Source organism: Nonomuraea sp. NPDC050451, from assembly GCF_044458585.1.
The window spans coordinates 197513-220034 of record NZ_JBITHZ010000003.1 but is presented as its reverse complement, the minus strand read 5'-3'; the positions used below and the strand labels follow the sequence as shown (position 1 = coordinate 220034).

The 22522-nt window shown below is 69.1% G+C and carries 20 protein-coding genes; 9 read left to right on the top strand and 11 right to left on the bottom strand.

What is annotated here, in order from left to right; translation table 11 throughout:
- Window positions 1-9: 9 nt before the first annotated feature.
- Window positions 10-1554: an alpha/beta hydrolase gene (locus tag ACIBI9_RS12265; RefSeq protein WP_397222032.1), complete on the top strand. Its 1545-nt coding sequence runs from the start codon at window positions 10-12 to the stop codon at window positions 1552-1554.
- Between the two features lie 269 nt (window positions 1555-1823).
- On the top strand, window positions 1824-2333 hold the full coding sequence (locus ACIBI9_RS12260; RefSeq protein WP_397222030.1) for a hypothetical protein: 510 nt from the start codon (window positions 1824-1826) through the stop codon (window positions 2331-2333).
- Between the two features lie 231 nt (window positions 2334-2564).
- Here the strand turns inward: ACIBI9_RS12260 and trpS are convergent, their stop codons facing one another.
- On the bottom strand, window positions 2565-3569 hold the full coding sequence (gene trpS, locus ACIBI9_RS12255; RefSeq protein ID WP_394493142.1) for a tryptophan--tRNA ligase: 1005 nt from the start codon (window positions 3567-3569) through the stop codon (window positions 2565-2567).
- Window positions 3570-3583: 14 nt separating this feature from the next.
- Window positions 3584-4897: a hemolysin family protein gene (locus ACIBI9_RS12250; RefSeq protein WP_397222029.1), complete on the bottom strand. Its 1314-nt coding sequence runs from the start codon at window positions 4895-4897 to the stop codon at window positions 3584-3586.
- Window positions 4898-4983: 86 nt separating this feature from the next.
- Between ACIBI9_RS12250 and galE the strand changes: the two genes are divergently transcribed.
- A complete protein-coding gene (galE, locus tag ACIBI9_RS12245; RefSeq protein ID WP_397222028.1) occupies window positions 4984-5934 on the top strand; it encodes a UDP-glucose 4-epimerase GalE in 951 nt (316 codons plus the stop codon).
- A 210-nt stretch (window positions 5935-6144) separates the two neighbouring features.
- On the opposite strand, the gene ACIBI9_RS12240 is transcribed toward galE, so the two are convergent.
- Together ACIBI9_RS12240 and ACIBI9_RS12235 are read right to left on the bottom strand one after the other, a co-directional pair.
- Complete coding sequence (locus ACIBI9_RS12240) at window positions 6145-7131, bottom strand: malate dehydrogenase (protein WP_397222027.1); 987 nt, start codon at window positions 7129-7131, stop codon at window positions 6145-6147.
- A gap of 53 nt (window positions 7132-7184) precedes the next feature.
- Window positions 7185-9152, bottom strand: a complete 1968-nt coding sequence (locus ACIBI9_RS12235; protein WP_397222026.1) for a serine/threonine-protein kinase — start codon at window positions 9150-9152, stop codon at window positions 7185-7187.
- Between the two features lie 145 nt (window positions 9153-9297).
- Between ACIBI9_RS12235 and ACIBI9_RS12230 the strand changes: the two genes are divergently transcribed.
- Window positions 9298-10425 (top strand): saccharopine dehydrogenase family protein, encoded by a 1128-nt coding sequence (locus tag ACIBI9_RS12230; RefSeq protein WP_397222025.1) that lies wholly within the window; start codon window positions 9298-9300, stop codon window positions 10423-10425.
- On the opposite strand, the gene ACIBI9_RS12225 is transcribed toward ACIBI9_RS12230, so the two are convergent.
- The gene (locus tag ACIBI9_RS12225; protein WP_397222024.1) at window positions 10412-10825 is read right to left on the bottom strand and encodes a hypothetical protein; all 414 of its coding nucleotides are present in this window, start codon (window positions 10823-10825) and stop codon (window positions 10412-10414) included. The genes ACIBI9_RS12230 and ACIBI9_RS12225 overlap by 14 nt on opposite strands.
- 300 nt (window positions 10826-11125) lie before the next feature.
- Here ACIBI9_RS12225 and ACIBI9_RS12220 point away from each other — a divergent pair, with 300 nt between their 5' ends.
- Both ACIBI9_RS12220 and ACIBI9_RS12215 read left to right on the top strand, forming a co-directional pair.
- On the top strand, window positions 11126-11758 hold the full coding sequence (locus tag ACIBI9_RS12220) for a hypothetical protein (protein WP_397222022.1): 633 nt from the start codon (window positions 11126-11128) through the stop codon (window positions 11756-11758).
- 4 nt (window positions 11759-11762) lie between these two features.
- A complete protein-coding gene (locus tag ACIBI9_RS12215; RefSeq protein WP_397222021.1) occupies window positions 11763-12818 on the top strand; it encodes a hypothetical protein in 1056 nt (351 codons plus the stop codon).
- On the opposite strand, the gene ACIBI9_RS12210 is transcribed toward ACIBI9_RS12215, so the two are convergent.
- The 4 genes from ACIBI9_RS12210 to ACIBI9_RS12195 form a co-directional block, all read right to left on the bottom strand.
- Complete coding sequence (locus ACIBI9_RS12210; RefSeq protein WP_397222020.1) at window positions 12812-13816, bottom strand: polysaccharide deacetylase family protein; 1005 nt, start codon at window positions 13814-13816, stop codon at window positions 12812-12814. The two genes, ACIBI9_RS12215 and ACIBI9_RS12210, sit on opposite strands and share 7 nt — an antisense overlap.
- Before the next feature lie 170 nt (window positions 13817-13986).
- Window positions 13987-15204: an NADP-dependent isocitrate dehydrogenase gene (locus ACIBI9_RS12205; RefSeq protein WP_397222019.1), complete on the bottom strand. Its 1218-nt coding sequence runs from the start codon at window positions 15202-15204 to the stop codon at window positions 13987-13989.
- Between the two features lie 56 nt (window positions 15205-15260).
- Window positions 15261-15557: a DUF3017 domain-containing protein gene (locus ACIBI9_RS12200; RefSeq protein ID WP_394493151.1), complete on the bottom strand. Its 297-nt coding sequence runs from the start codon at window positions 15555-15557 to the stop codon at window positions 15261-15263.
- Window positions 15554-16675, bottom strand: a complete 1122-nt coding sequence (locus ACIBI9_RS12195) for a citrate/2-methylcitrate synthase (RefSeq protein WP_394493152.1) — start codon at window positions 16673-16675, stop codon at window positions 15554-15556. Before ACIBI9_RS12195 ends, ACIBI9_RS12200 begins: the two co-directional genes overlap by 4 nt.
- 181 nt (window positions 16676-16856) lie before the next feature.
- On the opposite strand from ACIBI9_RS12195, the gene ACIBI9_RS12190 reads away from it, so the two are divergent.
- Window positions 16857-17504: an FHA domain-containing protein gene (locus tag ACIBI9_RS12190; protein WP_355378381.1), complete on the top strand. Its 648-nt coding sequence runs from the start codon at window positions 16857-16859 to the stop codon at window positions 17502-17504.
- A gap of 152 nt (window positions 17505-17656) precedes the next feature.
- On the opposite strand, the gene ACIBI9_RS12185 is transcribed toward ACIBI9_RS12190, so the two are convergent.
- Window positions 17657-19069, bottom strand: a complete 1413-nt coding sequence (locus ACIBI9_RS12185) for a glycoside hydrolase family 10 protein (RefSeq protein ID WP_397222018.1) — start codon at window positions 19067-19069, stop codon at window positions 17657-17659.
- Window positions 19070-19271: 202 nt separating this feature from the next.
- Between ACIBI9_RS12185 and ACIBI9_RS12180 the strand changes: the two genes are divergently transcribed.
- Both ACIBI9_RS12180 and ACIBI9_RS12175 read left to right on the top strand, forming a co-directional pair.
- Complete coding sequence (locus ACIBI9_RS12180; RefSeq protein ID WP_397222017.1) at window positions 19272-20708, top strand: glycoside hydrolase family 3 protein; 1437 nt, start codon at window positions 19272-19274, stop codon at window positions 20706-20708.
- Complete coding sequence (locus tag ACIBI9_RS12175; RefSeq protein ID WP_397222016.1) at window positions 20693-21565, top strand: MurR/RpiR family transcriptional regulator; 873 nt, start codon at window positions 20693-20695, stop codon at window positions 21563-21565. Before ACIBI9_RS12180 ends, ACIBI9_RS12175 begins: the two co-directional genes overlap by 16 nt.
- A 133-nt stretch (window positions 21566-21698) precedes the next feature.
- On the opposite strand, the gene ACIBI9_RS12170 is transcribed toward ACIBI9_RS12175, so the two are convergent.
- Window positions 21699-22469: an IclR family transcriptional regulator gene (locus ACIBI9_RS12170; RefSeq protein ID WP_397222015.1), complete on the bottom strand. Its 771-nt coding sequence runs from the start codon at window positions 22467-22469 to the stop codon at window positions 21699-21701.
- Window positions 22470-22522: the final 53 nt, after the last annotated feature.

The following is a 22522-nucleotide window of genomic DNA, read 5'->3' as shown; positions in this document are numbered from 1 at the left end:
GATCAGAGCATGCGAAGACTCACCGCATTGTTGTTCGGACTCGTCTCGCCGCTCGCCTTACTCACGCCGGTCGCGGCCGCCACCACGCAGGCCGCGCAGTCACAGGACACGATCTCGTGGGCTCCGTGTCCGGAAGAGCCGGCCGTCGAATGTGGAACGCTCACCGTGCCCATCGACTGGAACCAGCCGTCGAACGGCACGTTCGAGGTGGGTGTGGCCCGCCGCAAGGCCACCGATCCCGCCGCCAGGATCGGCGCGCTCGCGCTGGGAGCGGGCGGCCCGGGAGGATCGGGGGTGGAGCTGGTCCTCGGCAGCCCGCACATATTCAGTCCCGAGATCCTGCGCCGTTTCGACATCGTCGGCCTCGACCCGCGGGGCACCAACCGCAGCCACCCCGTGGTCTGCTCCACGGACGTGATGGTGCAGGCCCCGGATCCGCTCCTGAAGAGCCAGGCCGACTTCGACAGGACGCTGGCCTACAACGACCGCCTGCGTGCCGACTGCCGGGCCCGTACCGGCCCGCTCTTCGACCACGTCGACTCGCTCAGCACCGCGGCCGACCTCGACGCCTTCCGCGCCGCGCTCGGCGAGAAGAAGCTGACCTTCTGGGGCGGCTCCTACGGCACCCTCCTCGGCCAGCTGTACGCCGAGCGTTACCCGTCGCGGGTCCGCGCCTTCGTGCTCGACAGCACGATGGACCACAGCCTGGACACGCGGGGTTTCATGGACACGGAGACCTGGGGCGCGCAGGACGCCTTCAACGAGTTCGTGGCCTGGTGCGACCGCGACAGCCGCTGCGTCCAGCACGGCAAGGACGTCAGGTCGATCTGGAAGGGACTGCTGGAGCGCGCCGACCGCGGCGAACTGCCCGTCCCGGGAGAGCCGGACACCAAGGTGACCGCGTACATGCTGATCGACAACGCCCTGGGCGCCTTCTACGATCCGGGCAACTGGCAGCCGCTCTCGCAGTTGCTCGCCGACCTGGAGGCCGGTGACACATCGCGCCCGGGCGCGTTCCCCTTGGCGATCGACCGGACGCAGGAGGTCAGCCCCAACCCGTTCCAGATCTTCTGCCTGGACTTCCGGCTGCCCGTACGCGACTACCGCGAGTTCAGCAAGCACGTGCGCCGCCTGGCGAAGATCGCGCCCGACATGCGTTACAGCCCGCTGGCGATCAGTCCGGTCGTCTCGTGCCTCGGCCAACCGGACCCGATCCCCAACCCGCAGCACCGCCTGAAGGTGCGGACGAACACGCCGCTGTTGGTCCTCAACTCCCTGCACGACCCGGCCACCACCTACCCGTGGGCCCTGAGCACGGCCCACCAACTGGGTCGGTCGGGCCGGCTGCTCACGTACGAGGGCTGGGGCCACATCGTCTACAGGCGTGGAGCCTGCGCCATGGAGGCCGTCGACGCCTACCTGATCTCGCAGACCCTCCCGGCGCCGGGGACCCGTTGCCCGGCGGTCCCACCCGCCGAGGCCCAGACGCTCAGGAAACCCGTCACCCCGCTACCCGGCACACCGGGCTGGATGCCTCCCGGCCTCTTCGAATGATCTTCGGGTGATCTCTTGATGAGGGGTGGCTCGTGCGCGTACGAGCCACCCCGCTATCGGCTGTCACGCAGAGCAGGGAGACCGCCCGCCGCGGCTGTCGCTATTGGTCGGCGACCTGGTGGTACGGAAGCTCATAGAGGTGCCCGCCTTCGATGAGAATCGAAACCTCCACCGGTCGTTGAAAGTGGCGTCGTCTTTGGTCTCGAACGGTCTCTTGGCTCTGGCTGAACGAGATCTCTGGCCTCAGTGAGCGATCTGTACGGTGTGACGTGACCGAGTATGTGGTGCCGGGCCCGTCGGCTCGTGGCGGCGATGGGAGCGTTGGTGTCGGGATGACGGGGCAGACAGCAAAGATCGAATCGCGGTGTGGCCGCTGCGAGGGCACCCAGGTCCGCCAGGTGAACCAGTTCATCGACCGCGGGCAGCTGTGGTGGGATGCCGAGGTCTACTGCGAGTCCTGCGGTGCCTACTTGTGCGAGCACGCCGGTCCAGGTAGGGCGCCTGAGGATGTCCGCAGTGCCCTGCTGGCGGAGCATGGCCCGAGCCGGCTGTGTGTGGTCGGGCCGCGGCCGAGCCTGGTCTCGGTCTTGAAGGTTCTGCGGGAGGTCTCGGAGGTGTCGCTTCCCCGGGCTCGTGAACTCGCCGACGAGCTCACTGACACCGGCTTGGTCGGGACGCTGGTGGAAATGGAGTTTCTGAAGATCCAGCTGCGAAGCCGTGGCGTCGCAGCCGAGGTGAGACCCGATGCCGGCCCGGCGGGTGAGCCGATTCCCTCGTAGCCACGCCCCTGGCCCCGACCGAGCCGATCTCCTCAGCCGCTTGCTGATCCCCTGCACGGCCAACAGCTCAATTCGCCCGTGCCCCTGTGGTGTCGACGAACCGCGTTCGCGCGATAGCGCGGCCGAAGGCCGCCCGGGAAGAGCAGCCCGAGCGATAGCGAGGACCGCTCGGGGCGGGGTCCAGCAGGCCCACCCGGTAACAGGGCAACGGGGTGGGTGGAGCTGCGTGGCCTACAGCGTGGGGAGGAAGCCGACCTTGTCGCGAACCTCGGCCATGGTCTGCTTGGCCACCGCCGCGGCGCGCTCGGCCCCAATCGCGAGCAGGCGGTCGAGCTCGGCCTCGTCCGACAGCAGCTTCTCCGTGCGCTCCCGGATGGGCGTGAACGTGTCGGCCACCGCCTCGGCCACGTCCTTCTTGAACGTGCCGTACCCCTGCCCCTCGTAGCGGGCCACGAGGTCGGGGATGGGGGTGCCGGTCAGGGCCGACTGGATGCGGAGCAGGTTGGAGATGCCCGGCTTGTTCTCCTCGTCGAACAGCACCTCCGAGCCCGTGTCCGTGACCGCCCGCATGACCTTCTTGCGCAGCGGGCCGGGCTGCTCCAGCACGTCGAGGATGCCGGCCGGGCTCGAGGAGGACTTCGACATCTTCGCCGTGGGGTCCTGGAGGTCGGTGATCTTCTCGACCTCCTTGAGGATGTACGGCTCGGGCAGCGTGAACGTGTCACCGAAGCGGTGGTTGAAGCGCTGGCCCAGGTCGCGGGTGAGCTCCAGGTGCTGCTTCTGGTCGGCGCCCACCGGGACCCGGTTGGCCTGGTAGAGCAGGATGTCGGCGGCCTGCAGGATCGGGTAGGTGAAGAGGCCGACGCTGGCCGCGCTCTCCCCGAACTTGGCCGACTTGTCCTTGAACTGGGTCATCCGGCCCGCCTCGCCCATGCCGGTGAGGCAGATCAGGATCCAGGCGAGCTCGGTGTGCTCGCGCACGTGCGACTGCACGAAGACGGTGGACCGCTCCGGGTCGAGGCCGGCGGCGAAGAGCTGGGCGGCGGCGATGCGAGTGCGGCGGCGCAGCGCGGCGGGCTCGGTCGGCACGGTGATCGCGTGGAGATCGACCACGCAGTAGAAGGCGTCGTGGGTCTCCTGCAGAGCGACCCACTGGCGGACGGCACCCAGGTAGTTGCCCAGGTGGAAGGAGTCCGCTGTGGGCTGGATGCCGGAGAGTACACGAGGTCTGGCCATAGAACGCAATTGTGTCAGGAATCTTGCTCGGGCGGCGACTCGACCGCTGGGCCGCGTTTCACTCTCACCCTCGCGATACGGCGCCCGTCCAGCCCTGTGACAGTCATCTCAAAACCCGCTATTTCCACCTTCTCCCCGACAACTGGCACATGCCCCAGCATCGCCATGACGAATCCGGCAAGCGTCTCGTAGGGGCCGTCGGGTAGCCGGATGCCGGTCTCGGTGGCGAAGTCATTGAGGTTCGTGAGGCCGTCGATCTCGATCTCGCCGGCGGGCAGGATCACGACGTCCTCCTCCTCGTCGTACTCGTCCCTGATGTCCCCGATCAGTTCCTCGACCAGGTCCTCCAAGGTCACGATGCCCGCCGTGCCGCCGTACTCGTCCACCACGATCGCCAAGTGCTGACCCTCGTCCCGCATCTCGTTCAAGGTGGTGAGCAGCCGCTTCGAGGCGGGCACGAACTTGGCCGCGCGGATCGGCACCACCGCGCCGATCGGCTCCGTCCGCCCGATGAGCTCGGGGTCCAGCAGGTCCCGTACGTGCACGAACCCGATGACCTCGTCGTACGTCTCCCGATAGACGGGGAAGCGCGAGTGCGGCAGCCCCGCCGCGAGGCGGGCCGCCTCGTCCAGCGGCGTGTCGGCGTCCATGAACTCGACCTCGGTACGCGGCAGCATCACCTCTCTGAGCTGCCGTTTCCCGGCCGCGAACACCTCGGCGATCAGGTGGCGCTCGTCGGCGGTGAGGTCGGTGTGCCCGACCACCATGTCACGCAGCTCTTCCGTGGTGACCTCTTCGCGGTCGGCCTCCGGATTGCCCCCGAGCAGCCGGACCACGAGGTCGGTGGACTTCGACAACATCCAGATGATCGGCCGTGACAGGGACGCGAGCCGGTCGAGGAACGGCGCCACGTACAGCGACAGCCCCTCGGCCCGCTGCAGCGCCAGGCGTTTGGGCGCCAGCTCGCCGAGCACGAGCGACATGTACGAGATCGCCAGCGTCACCAGCACGAGCCCGAGCACGGGGGCGACGGCCTGGGGCACCTGCCACCGCTCCAGGACGGGCACGAGCTGCGCGGCCAGCCGGTCGGCGCCGAACGCGGCCGACAGCATGGTGGCGACGGTGACGCCGATCTGGACGGCGGACAGGAAGCGGTTGGGGTCACGGGCGAGTTTGGCCACCCGCTCGCCTCGTCGGCCCCGGCGGGAGAGCTTGCGGACCTGGCTTTCCCGGAGGGAGACCATGGCGATTTCGGCGGCGGCGAAGAACCCCCCGATCAGGATGAACACCAGAACCAGGGCGATGTTGGCCGCGAGGGTGTCAAACATGGTGGTTGGCAGCGTACTCGGCGGCTTTCGCGCGTATGCTGGGCGGCAAGCCGTACAAAATCCAACATATTTGCACAGGAGTACACATGAGACTATTGGTCACCGGGGGTGCCGGATACGTCGGCAGTGTCGTGGCGGCGCAGCTCATCGAGGCAGGACACGAGGTGACCGTACTCGACGACCTGTCAACCGGGCATCAGGACGCGGTGCCAGAAGGTGCCCGATTTGTCCAAAAAAGCATCACCGAGGCACACGACGTGCTCGACGGCATGGACGCGGTGCTGCACTTCGCGGCCAAGTCGCTGGTGGGCGAGTCGGTGGAGAAGCCGGGGCTCTACTGGGCCCACAATCTCGGCGGCACGCTGGCCCTGCTCGACGCCATGCGGGACAAGGGGGTGAGCAGGATCGTGTTCTCCTCGACCGCGGCCACGTACGGGGAGCCCGAGCGCTCCCCCATCGAGGAGGACGACCCCACGCGCCCGACCAACCCCTACGGCGCCTCCAAGCTGGCCGTCGACACCACTCTGAGCGCGTTCGCGCAGATCCGCGGGCTGGGCGCGGTGAGCCTGCGCTACTTCAACGTGGCGGGCGCCTACGGCCGCTACCGCGAGCGGCACACGATCGAGACCCACCTCATCCCGAACGTCCTGAAGGTCGCGACCGGCGAGCGCGAGTCCGTGAGCGTCTTCGGCACCGACTATCCGACGTCCGACGGCACCTGCGTACGCGACTACATCCACGTGTCGGACCTGTCGCGGGCGCACCTGCTGGCGCTGGACGCCGTCACGCCGGGCGAGCACAAGATCTACAACCTGGGCAGCGGCACCGGCTTCACCGTGCAGGAGGTGATCTCGGTCTGCCGTGAGGTCACCGGGCACGAGATCCCGGCCGTGGTCGCGGACCGGCGCCCCGGCGATCCCGCCGTGCTGGTCGCCTCGTCCGCCAAGATCCAGCGCGAGCTCGGCTGGAAGGCCGAACGACCTGCGCTGCGCGACATCGTCTCCGACGCGTGGGACGCGCTTTCCGCAAATGCGTGATACGGCACCGCAAAATGTGCTGTGATACCGAAATGTGAGGAACTTTTCACCAAGGGTCACGAAGCTGCTCTTCGGTGTCCTCATCGTGGCGGGTAGCCTTCTGGCCGCCGCGGGCGTGATCTTCGCCACCCCGCCGGCCGTACCCGCCGTGCAGCCCGTACCCTGTCCGCCCTGAAGCCCCCCGCCTCGCGCGGGGGGCCGGGCCGGTCGTCAGATGAGCCCGAGCTCCTTGACCGCGTCGCGCTCCTCCTCCAGCTCGCGCACGCTGGCGTCGATCCGGTCGCGGGAGAACGCGTCGATCTCGAGACCCTGGATGATCTCGAACTTGCCGTTCGCCGCACGCACGGGGAACGACGAGATGAGCCCCTCGGGAACGCCGTAGGAGCCGTCGGAGACGACCGCCGCGGAGGTCCACTCGGTGCCGTTGACCCAGTCGTAGACGTGGTCGATCGCCGCGTTGGCGGCCGAGGCGGCCGAGGATGCGCCACGGGCCTCGATGATGGCCGCGCCGCGCTTGGCCACCGTCGGGATGAACGTCTCGCGCAGCCACTCGCCGTCGACCTGCTCGGCCGCGATCTTGCCGCCCACCTCGGCGTGGAACAGGTCGGGGTACTGCGTCGCGGAGTGGTTGCCCCAGATCGTCATCTTCTTGATCTCGGTGACCGGGACCTGGAGCTTGGCGGCCAGCTGCGACAGCGCGCGGTTGTGGTCGAGCCTGGTCATCGCGGTGAAGCGGTCGGCGGGCACGTCGGGCGCGTTGCGCTGGGCGATGAGCGCGTTGGTGTTGGCCGGGTTGCCCACGACCAGGACCTTGATGTCGTCGGCGGCGTGGTCGTTGATCGCCTTGCCCTGGGGGCCGAAGATGCCGCCGTTGGCGCCGAGCAGGTCGCCGCGCTCCATGCCGGCCTTGCGCGGCATGGCGCCGACCAGCAGCGCGACGTTGGCCCCGGCGAAGGCGACGTTGGGGTCGTCGGTGATCTCGATGCCGGACAGCAGCGGGAACGCGCAGTCGTCGAGCTCCATCGCGGTGCCCTCGGCCGCCTTCACCGCCGCCGGGATCTCCAGCAGGCTGAGCTTGACCGGGACGTCGGCGCCGAGCAGCTGCCCCGACGCGATGCGGAACAGCAGTGCGTAGCCGATCTGACCGGCTGCTCCGGTAACGGTCACCTTGACGGGCCCGTTGGCTGACGACGCCATGGCCTTCCCCTCACTAGCAGGATATTGGTTGACTTTGGGATGCTACCTGCTCGTCATCCGCAGGTTTCCATCGCGGGCACCTTCAGCTCCGGATCAAAGTCGACCTTGGCGAAGTGCTTGCTCAAAAGCTGCTTCATGAAGCCCGTGTGATAGAGGTCCGCGATGACCGCCTTCACCGCCTTGCAGGTCTTCACGTCGCCGTTCCTGATGCCCACGGCGTACCGCTCGTTGTTGAGCTTGGCGCCGAGGACCTTGTAGCGCATGTTCTCGCGGGCGGCGAACCCGGCCAGGATCAGGTCGTCGCCCGGGACCGCGTCCACCTTGCCGTCCCTGAGCAGCTGCATGCAGACGGCGTAGTCGCCGGCCGAGACCGGCTCGACCTTCACCTTCGACTGCACCTCGCCGACGGACGGGCTGTCGGGGGCGCAGAGCCTCTTGCCCTCCAGGTCGTCCACGGAGTCGATGCCGCTGCCCGCGTGCACGAGGACGTCCTGGTGCGCTACGTAATAGGGCCCCGCGAACTGGGTCTCGGACTTGTCGACGGAGTAGGTGGCCACGACCAGGTCGACGCTGCCGTCGGCCAGCGCGTCGGCCCGGTCGCCCCTGCTGACCTTGACGAGCGCGGTGTCCTTCGCCCCTAACTCGGCGGCGACGCGCTTGGCGAACTCGATGTCGAAGCCCTGGAAGTCGTCGCCGTTCTGCAGCGCGATGCCGGGCAGGTCGCCCTTTACGCCGATCACGATCTTCCCGGTCTGCGCCACTTTGTCGACCACAGTGGCGAACGCGGTGGAGGGAGCCTTCTGCTCGGCCGTCCCTGTGGGCTGGGGCCCCTCACTGAACGTGATCGACCAGCCGCCGTTCATCGCGAGCGCGATGGCAGCGGAGGCGAGCAGGACGACGGCGGTGCCCACCGCGATCCACACCCTCGCGCGGCGCGACCGCCCGGGCGGGGAGGGCTCGGTCAGCGGGTACGGCACCCCGCCGCCCTCGGGCTGCACCGTCGCGGGAGAAACCGTCGCGGGAGGCATCGTCGCGGGCGATGCCGTAGCGGGCGGTGACGTAGCGGGCGGTGACGACGCGGAGGGTGCCGTCGTGGACTGCGGCCGGGGCAGGTCCGTGATCGAGCCCGCCGAAACCCTGCTGAACGGTGTCGTGTCGTCGCTGGCCACCTGCACGCCCCGGGTGAGCACCGCCGTGGACGCCCCCACCGTGGACGGCTGCCCGAGCAGCCGCAGCAGGATCTGGTCGGCGGACGGCCGGTCGGCCGGGGACTTGGACAGCGCGGAGCGCACCACGCCACGCAGCGGCTCCGGCATCATGCCGACGTCGACCTCGTGGTTGAGGATCCGGTTGAGCACCACGGCGATGGACTTGCCCTCGAACGCGGGCTTCCCCGTGGCCGCGAACGCGATGGTGGCGCCCCAAGAGAACACGTCCGTATAGGGCCCGACGTCATCGCCCGCGATCTGCTCGGGCGCCATGTAGGCGGGCGTGCCGATGGCCCGGCTGGTGATCGTGCCGGTGGAGTCGATGATCCGGGCGATGCCGAAGTCCACCACGCGCGGCCCGTCGGCGGCGATCAGCACGTTGTCGGGTTTGAAGTCCCGGTGGACGATCGAGGCGTGGTGGATCGCGGTGAGCGCGGTCGCCGTGCCGATGGCCAGCCGGTCGAGCACCGTGCCGGTGAGCGGCCCGTCGGTCTCGATGATGTCCCTGAGCGCCCGGCCGTCGATGTACTCGCTGGCGATGTACGGCGTGTTGCCGTCGAGATCGGCCTCCATCACCCTGGCCGTGCAGAACGACGCCACCCGCTGCGCCGCCTTCAACTCCCTGGCGAACCTCGACCTGGCGATCGTGTCACCGGTGAACTTGACGTGCAGCAGCTTGATCGCCGCCTGCTCCCCGCTGTCGCTGACGCCCAGGTAAACGATGCCCTGACCGCCTTCCCCGATCCGTCCGGACAGCCGGAAGGACCCCAGCTGTGTGGGATCGCCGGCGACCAACGGCGAGATTTGCGGCATTCGTCATCCCCACGTGTGCTAACCCCAACGACGCAAACTTTACGACGTTCAGCAACTCCTCAGGGATCCGTTAACCGTTCGTGACGTCACGGTTTTACCCGGAGTGGAGTTGCGCGCGAGGGCCGTCGCGGGGAGGCTCGGGATCATGGACCGCCCCTACGACATCGTACTTTTCGGAGCGAGCGGCTTCACCGGCGCGCTCACGGCCGCCTACCTCGCGCAGGCCGCCGGACCCGGCACGCGGTGGGCGCTGGCCGGGCGCGACCGCGCCAAGCTGGAGCGGCTGGGGCTCGACGTACCGATCTTGCTCGCCGACGCCACGGACCCCGCCTCGGTGGCCGCGCTCGCCCGCCAGACGCGCGTCCTGGCCACGACGGTCGGCCCTTACGTGGCGTACGGCGAGCCGCTGGTGGCCGCGTGCGCCGAGGCCGGCACCCATTACCTGGACCTGACGGGCGAGCCCGAGTTCGTGGACCTGGTCTACGTGCGCCACCACGACCGGGCGGCCAGGAACGGCGCCAAGCTCGTGCACGCCTGCGGCTTCGACTCCATCCCGTACGACCTGGGCGTGCTCCACACCGTCAGCCACCTCCCCGAGGGCGTTCCGCTGAGGGTGAGCGGCTTCCTGCGGGCGAGGATGACCCCGTCGGGCGGCACCCTGGCCACGATGATGTCCATACTCGGCCGCGCCCGCCAGACGGTCCAGCAGGGCACGCAGCGCCGCTCCGCCGAGCCCCGGCCCGCCGGCCGCAACGTGAGCTCGCTGCCCGGCGGCGTCCGCTACGTGGGCGGCTGGGCGCTCCCGATGCCGAGCCTCGACCCGTTCGTCGTCGGCTACTCGGCCCGCCTCCTCGACCGCTACGGCCCCGACTTCACCTACCGCCAGCACTACGCCGTCCGAACCCTCCCCGAGGCCCTGGCCACCGTGACGGCCGCCGGCGCCTTCGCCGCACTCGCCCAGATCCCGCCCGTACGCGGCTGGATCCAGGACCGGCTGAAGCCCGGCGAGGGCCCGTCCGCCGAGCGCCGAGCCCGGAACTGGTTCAAGGTCACGTTCCTGGGCGAGGGCGGGGGTGAGCGCGTGGTCACGGAGGTCTCGGGCGGGGACCCCGGCTACGGCGCGACGGCCAGGATGTTCGCGGAGTCGGCCCTCTGCCTCGCCTTCGACGACCTCCCGGACCGCGCCGGCCAGCTCACGACGGCCTCGGCCATGGGCCGGCCACTCATCGACCGCCTGCGCGCTGCGGACATCTCGTTCGTCAGGAAGCGTTGACGCGGCAGGCGGACTCGATCGAGGAGGTGTGCCAGGGCTCCTCGGCCTGCGCCTCGGCGGTGGTGCGGCCCCACCACCGCTCCGCCTCCACCACGAGGGGGACGTCCTCGGTCAGGGCGGCCCGGCAGTCGGTGACATCGAGGACGAGCCTCAGCGTCATCTGCCTGCCGGGCGGGAGCGAGCGGGGAAAGGCGCCGCCACCGTCGAGCTCATCCTGGTACGTCGTGGTGGTGTCGCCACTGCCCGTACTGTGCGACAGGCGGGGGACGAACGCCCCGCTCATCCAGGCGCCCCCGGCGAGGAGCACTGCGATTCCGGCCAGGTGCCAGCGTCCGTAAGAGATCCGGCGCACCATGCCCGCCCGCGGACCCAGGCGCCCCCAGACTTCATCGGAAATCACTCGAGCCCCCTTTTTGGCGATTCCGCATTCTGCTACTTTCCCCGGCGTGGCGAATGACGAATGTTGTTGCTGACCGGTTTTCTGGTCTTCCTGTTACTGGTGATACCGACGGCCGCCGCGGCCGCCAACTCGCCTCTGCACCGCGTGGACGCGGACCGATTCGGACACCGCCAAATGGTGGACATCACCGCGTTCAACGGTCCTCACGTCCTGCGATATCTACAGGTCACGCGGCGATACCGGTGGATGGGAATCAGCGCCGGACTGACCACGGGAGTTTTCAGCGCAACCTCCGGCTCGATGTTTCTGGCTCCTTACTTCGTGCTGATCGGCTGGCTCCTGGGAGTCATGGCCGGTGAAATCGCATTCGGCCGCCCGAGAGGCCCAATTCGGCGCGCGCCGGGAATACGGCTCGTCCCGCCGAAGCTCGCCGCGACCTGGCTGATCTGCGCCGCCTTCTCCTGCGGAGTCGCCTTGAGCACGGTCGAGCGGTCCCTTTCCGCGGAGACCACCGTCGACCACCGGCTCGGCGCCGCGGCCGTGTTCGGCGTGGTGGCCGTCGTCCAGTTCATGGCCGGCGGTCTGCACCGGCGGGCGCTGCTCTCGGGGACGGCGGACCTCGTGGGCGGGGAACTGGCCACGCGGTCCCATTCCGCCCGCTGGCTGCTCGGGGTGGGCGCGTCCGCGGCCCTCTGGACGTCGGTGATCGCCCTGCCCATCCGGTGGTTCCACGGCATGGGCGTGCCGGCCCTCATCGGCCTGCCGATCCTGGCGCTGGCCCTGGCCTCGAACGCCTGGCCGCCAGGCACCTCCGGCACCTCCGGCACCTTCGGCAAAAGGACGATCTGGTTCTGGGCCGCCGCGGGTGTGGCACTGGCCGGGGTGAGCCTGCCCGCGAACCTCGACGGCGCGGTGTTCGGGAGGATCCAGTGAGCCGGTGGTGGTACGCCCTCGCCGCGGCGGCACTGGCCCTGGCCACCGCGTGGTCATCGCCCCGACCGGCGAGAAACCGCCGGTCCAGTTCGCCCGCCCCGAGCCGGCCCCGGCTGTCGCCGCGCCGGAGAAACTCGGCAGGTACGCCTCCCCCATCCGGTACGCGTACAGCCCGGCCTGCGAGAACGGCTCGGCTCCTTGCAGCCACTGGGTCCTCGTCGCGTGGGGCGGCGAGCGCGGCCGGCTGCCCGGCACCGACGCCGCGGACTCGCTCTCTCTCAGCCCGGACGGCACACGTGCGGCCTACCTGCGGACGAGTAACGATGCGTACGTCGTGGCCGACCTGCGCACGGGAGCGGTCAAGGCGCTCCCCGTGCGGTTGAAGGGCGGCACGGTCGGCGAGATGTTCGGCGCCCAGGTCCCGCTGTTCTCCCTCGACGGCCGCCACCTGCTCATCCAGCGCGACCACCTCGACAAGGACACCGAGACCGTGGAGGATAACCCGATGATCGTGGACCTCGGCACCGGCGCCGTCCGTGACCTGCCCGCCGTCGGGCAGGTCGTCGGCTGGACGTCCGCGGGGCTCATGACCATGACGAGCCGGCGTACGAACAGCCTGCCCGGACACACCACGTCGGCCTCGTTCACCGTCTGTTCGCCCAAGGGCAAGGTGGCCGGGCGGCTCACGTTGCCCGGCAACCTGGCGGAGAGCGCCATGCTGTCCCCGTCCCGACACACGATGGCCACGCTCGCCCGCGAGGTCACGCCGGACGGCGTCGTCGGGCACGGCATCGTGCTCACCGACACGTCGACCGGCAGGCCGGCGCGGACCGTCGCGCCGCGGCTACCGGCGGGCCGGCAGGCCACGAGGATCCTGCGATGGGACGGCGAGGACGCCGTCGTCGTGCGGACCTCCGGTCCCCGCACCGAGACGGCGTACCACGTCGTGGACCTCGCCACCGGGGCGGCGCCGCAGCTCGACATACGCATGAGTGACGTGGCCGACCAGCTCCTGCGGCCCGCCGAACCGGGAGTGGCCCTCGGGAAGGTCCGTCAGTAGGGCAGACCCCACTTGACGAAGGACTTGCGCAGGTACGGGTTCTTGAACTTCGGGTACGCCACGGTCCGCACGTCCCCGTCCGAGGTGTAGCGCATGTCCGGGTTGTTCTTGAGCCAGTCCAGCCACGCCTCCGAGCAGAACTGCTTGCAGTCGCCCTTCTTCTCCATGACCTTGATCCGCGGGATCCCCTGAGGCTCGAACGCCTTGCTGAACGGCGCCGGCGCGGGCGTGTAACCGGCCAGGAACGCGCCCTGGTGCTTGTAGGCCTTGCCGTGCATGGACCACTCCTTGTTGCTCGGCTGGTTGCCGTACGGCAGGGCGATCGTGGTGGGGTGGACGCCGGACAGGGAGTCGATCTGCTGGGCGATCGTGCTGATCTGCTCGTCGACCTCCTTGTGCGAACGTCCGCGCAGGTTGATGTGGTCGCGGGTGTGGTTGCCGATCTCGAAGCCGTTCTCCTTGAGCCAGCCCAGCATCTGGGCCTGCTCCTCGCGAACGGTCTTGCCGAACATGTCGCGGGTCACGTAGAAGGTGGCCTTCGCCGGGAAGCCCGGGTGCTTGGCCGCCACGTCCTTGAGTATGGCGACGGCGGTGTTCGGGGCGGGGACGCCTACCTCGTTGAGCGTGAGCTGCGACGGTGACGAGTCATCAAATGTCAGCACCACTGGGTGCTTGCCCGCCGGAATGTCGATCTTGCCGGCCACCATCTCGGCGGCCGTGATCGGCACGTACCCCTCCCTGGCCAGCCGCTCCAGATCCGCGCGGAACTGCTGCGGCGACCTGTCGTCCGTCGTGGCCGGCTTGTCGATCACCCGGTGGAACATCAGCACCGGGATCTGCCCCAGCTCGTTCGCCTTGACCTGGGCGGCGATCTTGGTCCTGGCGGCCTGGCTCGCCTTGAGTTTGGCGGCGGCGTCGGCCTTGGTGTCGGCCAGCTTGACGGTGCTGGGCTGCGAGTCGCAGCCGGTCAGGAGGACGGCGGCGGCCAACAGCCCCACTCCACTGAAAATACGCAGTCGCATCCGAACCCCCCGAGACGCGTACGACTGTTACGAGGTGGCTCTTACCCAGCTGATCAACTGCGCCACGCCGCGTCACCGTCAAGAGATGGTCTGGGACGCGGGAAAGCGAAAGGGCCGCCCGCGGGCGGCCCTTTAAGCTGAAACGATCAAACTGCCATCTTCTTCTTGAGGTTCTCGTCAAGTGCGGCCAGGAAGTCCTGGGTGGTGAGCCACTTGGCGTCGCCGCCGACCAGGAGCGCCAGGTCCTTGGTCATCTGGCCACCCTCGACGGTCTCGACGCAGACCTCCTCCAGCCTGTTGGCGAAGTCGGTCACGGCGGGGGTGTTGTCGAGCTTGCCCCGGTGGGCCAGACCGCGCGTCCACGCGAAGATCGAGGCGATGGGGTTGGTGGAGGTGGGGTTGCCCTTCTGGTGCTCGCGGTAGTGGCGAGTCACGGTGCCGTGCGCGGCCTCGGCCTCGACGGTCCTGCCGTCGGGGGTCATCAGGACCGAGGTCATCAGGCCGAGCGAGCCGAAGCCCTGGGCCACCGTGTCGGACTGCACGTCGCCGTCGTAGTTCTTCGCGGCCCAGACGTAGCCGCCCTCCCACTTCAGCGCCGCGGCGACCATGTCGTCGATGAGGCGGTGCTCGTACGTGAGACCGGCCTTCTCGAAGTCGGCCTTGAACTCGGTCTCGTAGACCTCGGCGAAGATGTCCTTGAAGCGACCGTCGTACGCCTTGAGGATCGTGTTCTTCGTCGACAGGTAGACCGGGTAGTTGCGGGCCAGGCCGTAGCGCATCGACGCGCGGGCGAAGTCGCGGATCGACTCGTCCAGGTTGTACATCGCGAGCGCGACGCCGCTGCTGGGGAAGTCGTACACGTCGAGCTCGATCGGCTCGGAGCCGTCCTTCGGCGTGTACGTCAGGGTCAGCGTGCCCTCGCCGGGGATCTTCAGGTCGGTGGCGCGGTACTGGTCACCGAACGCGTGACGGCCGACGACGATCGGCTTGGTCCAGCCGGGGACGAGACGCGGCACGTTCGACATGATGATCGGCTCGCGGAAGATCACGCCGCCGAGGATGTTGCGGATGGTCCCGTTGGGGGACTTCCACATCTTCTTGAGACCGAATTCCTCGACCCGCGCCTCGTCCGGGGTGATGGTGGCGCATTTCACACCGACGCCGTACTTTTTGATGGCGTTCGCGGCGTCGATGGTGACCTGGTCGTCCGTCTCGTCCCGGTACTGGATGCCAAGGTCGTAGTACTTCAGGTCGACGTCGAGGTAGGGAAGGATCAGCTGGTCCTTGATGAACTGCCAGATGATCCGGGTCATCTCGTCGCCGTCAAGCTCGACGACCGGACCCTCCACCTTGATCTTGGGCATGCGAATGGTTCCCCTTCAATGTTTTGATGCGTTGAGGCTATCGGACCGTCCGGTCATCAGGCGAAAAGGGACAGTATCAACGCTTTGAGCTCGTTGTTGTAGAGCAGGAGCGAGGTCAGGACCAGCACGAACCCGAACCCGGCCAGCGTGATGACGTCGACCTTCTTGCTGCGGATGGACAGCTGCCCACCGTAACCGGCGAAGCGGAGGGCGGCGGCGATCATGATGACGGCGCCCAGCGTGAACCCGCCCCAGCGCGGGTTCACGAAAAAGATCACGAGCACGCCGATGACCGCACCCGCCAGAATCAGCGGGTACGGCCCCCAGCTCTCACGCTCAGTCCCGGTGCTCAACGTTCTTCTAGTGGCTTCCACTTCTGATCGGTCTCACCGATGTACTCACTGTCAGGCCGGATCAGCCTATTGTCTGCGTGCTGCTCTATGACATGGGCAGTCCAGCCAGACATACGGCTGATCGAGAAGACCGGCGTGAAAAGGTCCGTCGGGATCCCGAGATAGTGGTAGACCGAAGCCGCGTAGAAGTCGACGTTGGGGTAGAGGCCCTTCGTCTCGAAGACGACCTCCTCCATCTCCTTGGACATCCGGTAGTAGGTGTCGTCGCCGCCGGCCTCGGCCAGTTCGGCGGACATCTTGCGCAGATGGGTCGCGCGCGGGTCCTCCGTCTTGTAGACGCGGTGCCCGAACCCCATGATCTTCTCGTGGGCCGCCAGCTTGTCACGTACGACCTGGGCCACCTGGCCCGGCGGGATCGACTCCAGCAGCTTCATGACCTGCTCGTTCGCGCCGCCGTGCAGCGGGCCCTTGAGGGTGCCGATGGCGGCGACGATCGCGGAGTGCATGTCCGAGAGGGTCGCGGCGCAAACGCGGGCGGCGAACGTGGAGGCGTTCATGGTGTGGTCGGCGTGCAGCACCAGGCACTCGTCGAAGATCTCGACCGCACGGGGGTCGGGGACGCGGCCGGTGACCTCGTGCAGGAAGTTCGCGGCGATGCTGAGCGACGGGTCGGGCTCGGGAACGCTCCCGCCGGTGCGGGCGGCGTGGTAGCGGGCGACCAGCAGCGGCTGCTGCGCGGTCAGCCGGGCCGCCTTGCGCAGGTTGGCGTCGGGGGCGATGGAGTCCTTGTCCGCGTCGTCCGCGCCGGACAGCGACACCAGGCTGCGCAGCGCCTCCATCGGTTTCTGTTTCTCGGCGATCTCGGCGATGTTCGCGGAAGCCAGGGCGCCCAGCTCCCGGCCCTGCGCCAGCTCGTCGACGTACGCGTCGAGCTCGGACCGGTTGGGCAGCTTGCCACGCTGGAGCAGGTGTGCGGTCTCCTCGAACGTCGCGCGGCCGGCCAGGTCGTGGATGTCGTATCCACGGTAGAAGAGCCGGCCGGCCTTTCCGTCAATGTCGCTCAGCGCTGTGGACGCGGCAACGACATCGGCCAGGCCTTTCGTGGGCTTGTCCGCCATGAGTGTTTCCTCCGCTTATCTTCGTCCGAAGTCTACCCGTGAGCAGGCAAAACCGGCCTCAAAGGTCCAGACCAATTTCACGCCGGATTCTCCTTTCGGCAAAGGCGATTCCGCATCCCCTCGTTTGGGTAAGCCGGAGCTGTAGTAATAGTTACGGCGGGCTACCTGGGGAGGAACTGCCGTGGAGGGGCCGTTCATACGCATCGAGGACACTGGCGAGGTGGTCCCGTTGCGCCCCGAGATCACGACGGTCGGGAGGGGACGCGGAGTCGACATCCGGCTCACCGATCCCAGCGTGTCTCGACTCCATGCCGAGTTCGTCAGACGAGGACCCTACCTGTACGTCGTCGACCTGGGGCTGTCCAGGAACGGCACGCGGGTGAACGGCAGGCCGATCGCCCGGAGGGTTCTTGACGACGGCGACGTCGTCTCCTTCGGCGCGGCGCGGGGTCGCATCGGTGGAGTCCCCCGTGAGGACTTCACCCCCGAGGTCGAGCTGCGCAGGGCGGCGGCGCCCGAGCTGACCAGGCGCGAGGTCGACGTGCTGACCTCGCTCTGCAGGCCGGCGCTGTCGGACGAGGCGTTCGTCGCCCCGGCGACCGCGCGCGAGATCGCCGACGACCTGGTCGTGACCGAGGCCGCGGTCAAGCAGCATCTGCTGCGGCTCTACCAGAAGTTCAGGATCCCCGAGGGCACCAACCGGCGCACGCGCCTGGCCAATGAGGTCGTCGCGCTCGGTCTGGTCCGTCCGACCCCCGTGGTGCCACCGCAGCGGTCGACGGGCGCCCCGGCCGAGCAGCCGTCGGCGGCTGGGCGAAGGGCTTCTTGACGACGGTATTCAGGGCCTGATCACGACCGGGGCTTCGGCAAGGGGTTCCGGCAGCGTCGGAACCTGAGCGTCAGCGTGCCCGCGACCCACGGGAAACGGGCACGTCGCCGGCCAGGAAGCCGGCCGGCGACACGTGCCGACGAAGCATGCTCTCAGATCACCCTGAAGCCGTTGCTCGGCTTGCTGGTCCGGTTGGCCCGGTCCACCGCGACCACGTAGTAGTGGTCGCCGCGCTTGCCGTCGGGGTCCGTCCAGCGGACCTGCCGGTCACCGGGCACGACCGCGACCAGGTTGCGGGCGTCGGCGAAATCCCGCGAGGACGCGTGCCCGCCGAAGCGGAAGATCGCGAACTGGAAGGGCTCGTCCCTGCCGGTGGCCACCGCACGCACCTCGACCCCGCCGGGCTTGCGCAGCGCGTACGCCAGGACCGGCCGGCGCGGCGGCTCGCCGTTCGCCAGCCGGGGCAGCACGGGAGCCAGCGCGGGCCGCTGGTAGTGGTCGTTGACGGCGGTCGTGATCGAGCCGATCCGGTCGACCTTGACGTCGTTGGCGTTGTACCAGATGTCGCCGCCGATCTCGGGGTGGTCCCGGTTGAGCGTCAGGTGGGCGGACAGCTCGCCGGGGGCCTGCCACTGGGCCGCCTGGGCCGGGTCGCCCGCCTTGTAGGCGGCCTGGCCGATCCACAGCAGCGTGTTGGTGCCGCCAGCCACGTCGGACCACCAGGGCACGAGCTTGGAGTAGTCGGCCGGCGGCTGCCCCATGTACCAGTAGAGCTGGGGCGCGATGTAGTCGAGCCAGCCCTTCTTGACCCAGCCGCGGGTGTCGGCGTGCAGGTTGTCGTACGACTGGCCGCCGTTGGTGTCCGAGCCGAGCGGGTCGGAGGCCTTGTTGCGCCAGATGCCGGACGGGCTGATGCCCCACGCGATCTCCGGCTTGGCCGCCAGGACGCGCTGCTGCATCTCCTGGACCATCAGGTCGACGTTGTTGCGCCGCCAGGTGGCCAGGTCGGGGAAGCCGGCGCCGTACTTGGCGAACGTGGCGCTGTCGTCGAAAGCCGTGGTGTTGGTGGGGTAGAAGTAGTCGTCGAAGTGCAGGCCGTCGATGTCGTAGCGGGTGACCGCGTCCATCATCGCGTCCTGGCAGAACTTCCGTACCTCCGGCATGCCCGGGTTGTAGTACAGCTTGCCGCCGAACGGCAGGATCCAGTCGGGGTGCTTGCGCCCGGGGTGGTCGGGGTGCAGCTTGGCGGGGTCGGGCTGCATCGAGACGCGGTACGGGTTGAACCAGGCGTGGAAAGCCAGGCCGCGCTTGTGCGTCTCCTCCACGGCGAAGCCGAGCGGATCATAGCCGGGGTCCTGACCTTGGGTTCCGGTCAGATACTGTGACCAGGGCTCGAACGGTGACGGCCAGAACGCATCCGCGGTCGGCCTGATCTGCACGAACACCGAGTTGAGCTTGCGCTGCACGGCCACGTCCAGCCAGGCGACGAACTCGGCCTTCTGCTCGCCGGCGGTCAGTCCCGGCTTCGACGGCCAGTTGATGTTGACCACCGAGGCAATCCACATACCGCGCATCTGACGCAACGGCGGCACGTAGTCCTGCGCTAAGGCGGGCATCGGAACGGCGGAAGCGGCGGCGGCGAGGGCGAGGCCCTTCAAGAGAGTCCGTCTGCTCGGCATGGGGGGTGGCCTCTCGGAAAGTGGTTGTATCGAAGGCGACGATGACAGAAAATTACCTTCAGATCAACAACCGTGAAGGAAAGTGCCGATGAGCGGTGACCTGTCCAGACTGGCGATGACAGTGTTGCACCCAGGGTACGAGGGGACCACGGTTCCCGACTGGCTGCGACGCGCGCTGGGCGAGGGTCTGGGCGGGATCGTCCTGTTCGCCCGCAACGTCATAGATGCTCAGCTCGTACGGCATTTGCGCGCTGAGAACCCGGACACCGTCGTCGCGATCGACGAGGAGGGCGGCGCGGTCACCCGGCTCGAGGTCCTGGCCGGCAGCTCCTTCCCCGGCAACCGGGCCCTCGGCGTGGTGGACGACGTGACGCTCACCGAGCGCGTGGGCCGCCAGATCGGCCGGATGCTCGGCGAGCTGGACATCACGCTCAACTACGCGCCCGACGCCGACGTGAACTCCAACCCGGCCAACCCTGTGATCGGCATCCGCTCCTTCGGCCCCACGCCCGACCTGGTCTCCCGGCACACGGTCGCGTACGTGAACGGCGTCCAGGGCGCGGGCGTGGCCACGTGCGCCAAGCACTTCCCCGGCCACGGCGACACTGTCACCGACTCCCATCTGGCGCTGCCCACCGTGCACGCCTCGCGCGAGGTGCTCTTCGAGCGCGACCTACCGCCGTTCCGGGCCGCGATCGCCGCCGGGGTGCGCTCGATCATGTCGGGCCACCTGCTCGTCCCCGCTCTCGATCCGTCGATGCCGGCGACGCTGAGCCGTACCGCCATGACCGAGCTCCTGAGGGGCGAGCTCGGCTTCGACGGGATGCTCGTCACCGACGCGATCGAGATGCAGGCGGTGGCCGCCATGTTCACCCCGGGCGAGATCGCGGTGCGGGCCCTGAGCGCGGGCGCGGACGCCATCTGCGTGGGGCTGGCCACCGAGGAGAGCCTGCACGCGATGCGCGACACGATCGTGGCCGCCGTACGCGCAGGAGAACTGCCCGAGGAGCGGCTCGCGGAGGCGGCCGCGCGGGTGCTCGCGCTCTCCCGGTGGTACGCGGCGCAGGCGGCGCTGCGCGACAAGGCCCGGGGCGACGTGGACGAGGGCGTGGGCCTGGAGGCGGCCAGGGCGGCGCTGACCACGTCCGGCACCGCCGGGCTCGACCGCGCCCCGCTGGTGGTCGAGGTCAACACCCGCTTCAGCAAGGCCGTGGACCCCTCGACGCCGACCGGCATCACGGCGGCCCTCACCGCCCTGCTGCCGAACACGGCCCGGCTGCAGCTCGAACCCATGGGCGACCTGCCGGACCTGACCTCCGACGAGCGACCGGTCGTGCTGGTGGTGCACGACGCCGCCCGGTACGACTGGGTGCGTTCGACGGTGGCCAAGGCGCTGGCGGTGCGGCCCGACGTGATCGTGGTGGACACCGGCGTGCCGGCGCCGCCCGGCGGGGCCGTCCACGTGGCCACCCACGGCATCTCCCGCGTGTCCGCGCAGGCGGCGGCAGAATGGCTGACCCAGTGACCGCCGAACCCGCGAACCCGGTCGCCGCCGTACGCGCCGTGCTGCCCTCGCTCACCCCGGCGGCGCAGTCCATCGCCCGCATCATCCTGGACGACCCCGGGCTGGTGGTGCGCAGCACGATCACCGAGTTCAGCGCGGTCTCCGGGACCAGCGAGGCCACCATCGTGCGCACGGCCCGGGCCCTCGGGTTCGCGGGATACTCGCAGATGCGCTTCGCCCTGGCGGCGGCCGTGGCCAAGGAGCCGGAGCGGCTGGTGCCCGGCGACCTCGGGCCCGACGACCCGCTGACGGACGTGATCGCCAAGGTCGCCCGGGCCGAGTCGGAGGCGCTGGCCGACACCGCCGCGCAGCTCGACCCCGACCAGCTCGGCGACGTGGTGAAGGCCATCTCGGTGGCGCGTCGGGTGGACGTGTACGGTGTGGCGGCCTCGGGGCTGGTGGCGGCGGACATGTCGCAGAAGCTGCTGCGGATCGGGGTGTCCAGCCATCCGTTCAGCGACGCGCACCTGGCCCTGACCAGCGCGGCGCTGCTGAAGGAAGGCGACGTGGTCGTGGCGATCAGCTGCAGCGGCGAGACGCCCGACGTGCTGGTGCCCGCCCGCACCGCGGCCGACTCCGGGGCGCTGGTCGTGGGCATCACCAACAATCCGAGGTCGTCGCTGGCGGAGCTGGCCGATCACACGCTGGTGTCGGCGGGGCGGGAGACGGCGTTCCGGCCCGGGGCGCTGGCCAGCCGGATCAGCCAGTTGTTGATCGTGGACTGCATCTTCGTGGGGCTGGCGCAGCGGACGTACGACATGGCCGACGCGGCCATCCGCGCCACCCGGGACGCCACGGACCGCTACCGCAACCGCTGACCCACCGGCCCCGAAGCGATCACCGTCGTTGGTGACCGTCCCTTGGGAGGGAAAGGGGTGCGCCGATGCGACTGCCGCCGTTGGTGGCCGTCCCTTGGGAGAGGGACGGGTGAGTCGCCGTTCGCGGGGGTGGTCAGGCGCGGGCGACCGATAGGGCGGCGAGGTCGGCTTCGATCTTGGCGGCCGTGGCCAGCAGGGGCGGCAGGAGGTCGCGGCGGGCCGCCTGCAGGGTCGTACGGCTGGCGTGGGTCGAGACGTTCACGGCGGCCACCGTCCGCCCCGAGCGGTCGCGGATCGGCGCGGCGATCGAACGCAGCCCCTCCTCCAGCTCCTGGTCAACCATCGCCCAGCCCCGCCCGCGCACCTCGGCCAGCTCGGCCCGCAAGGCGGCGGGCAGCACGATCGTGTGCGAGGTGAGGCGGCGCAACGAGGCCCGCTCCAGGTACGCGTCCAGCTCGGCCGGCGGGAGGGCGGCCAGCAGGACCCGCCCCATCGACGTGCAGTACGCGGGGAACCGGGTCCCGATGCTGATCGTCACCCGCATGATGCGGGCCGTCGCCACCCGGGCCACATAGACGACGTCCTCCCCGTCCAGCACCGCCACCGAGGCCGACTCGTGCACCTCGGCCGCCAGGCGTTCCAGGTGCGGGTCGGCGACCTCGGGCAGCGACAGGCTCGACAGGTACGCGTACCCCAGCTCCAGCACCCGAGGCGTCAGCGAGAACAGCCGCCCGTCGCTGCGCACGTACCCCAGGTCCTCGAGCGTGAGCAGGAATCGCCTGGCCGCGGCCCTGCTGAGGCCGGTCGCGCGGGCCACCTGGCTGAGCGTCAGCTCAGGCTCGGTGGCGCTGAACGCCCGGATCACCGCGAGTCCCCGGGCCAGCGACTGCACATGATCAACCATCGTGATCCCCTTGACATGGGCTGGCAAGAGCGTAAGTTCCGCGATACCGGGTT

Excerpts from the sequence above, each read along its gene's own strand:
- ACIBI9_RS12220 (WP_397222022.1), top strand. The coding sequence starts at position 11,126 with ATGTTTCTGGCTCCTTACTTCGTGCTGATCGGCTGGCTCCTGGGAGTC.
- ACIBI9_RS12240 (WP_397222027.1), bottom strand. The coding sequence starts at position 7,131 with ATGGCGTCGTCAGCCAACGGGCCCGTCAAGGTGACCGTTACCGGAGCA.
- ACIBI9_RS12205 (WP_397222019.1), bottom strand. The coding sequence starts at position 15,204 with ATGCCCAAGATCAAGGTGGAGGGTCCGGTCGTCGAGCTTGACGGCGAC.
- ACIBI9_RS12170 (WP_397222015.1), bottom strand. The coding sequence starts at position 22,469 with ATGGTTGATCATGTGCAGTCGCTGGCCCGGGGACTCGCGGTGATCCGG.
- ACIBI9_RS12175 (WP_397222016.1), top strand. The coding sequence starts at position 20,693 with ATGGCTGACCCAGTGACCGCCGAACCCGCGAACCCGGTCGCCGCCGTA.
- ACIBI9_RS12235 (WP_397222026.1), bottom strand. The coding sequence starts at position 9,152 with ATGCCGCAAATCTCGCCGTTGGTCGCCGGCGATCCCACACAGCTGGGG.
- ACIBI9_RS12185 (WP_397222018.1), bottom strand. The coding sequence starts at position 19,069 with ATGTGGATTGCCTCGGTGGTCAACATCAACTGGCCGTCGAAGCCGGGA.
- galE (WP_397222028.1), top strand. The coding sequence starts at position 4,984 with ATGAGACTATTGGTCACCGGGGGTGCCGGATACGTCGGCAGTGTCGTG.
- ACIBI9_RS12195 (WP_394493152.1), bottom strand. The coding sequence starts at position 16,675 with ATGGCGGACAAGCCCACGAAAGGCCTGGCCGATGTCGTTGCCGCGTCC.
- ACIBI9_RS12250 (WP_397222029.1), bottom strand. The coding sequence starts at position 4,897 with ATGTTTGACACCCTCGCGGCCAACATCGCCCTGGTTCTGGTGTTCATC.
- ACIBI9_RS12230 (WP_397222025.1), top strand. The coding sequence starts at position 9,298 with ATGGACCGCCCCTACGACATCGTACTTTTCGGAGCGAGCGGCTTCACC.
- trpS (WP_394493142.1), bottom strand. The coding sequence starts at position 3,569 with ATGGCCAGACCTCGTGTACTCTCCGGCATCCAGCCCACAGCGGACTCC.
- ACIBI9_RS12180 (WP_397222017.1), top strand. The coding sequence starts at position 19,272 with ATGAGCGGTGACCTGTCCAGACTGGCGATGACAGTGTTGCACCCAGGG.
- ACIBI9_RS12265 (WP_397222032.1), top strand. The coding sequence starts at position 10 with ATGCGAAGACTCACCGCATTGTTGTTCGGACTCGTCTCGCCGCTCGCC.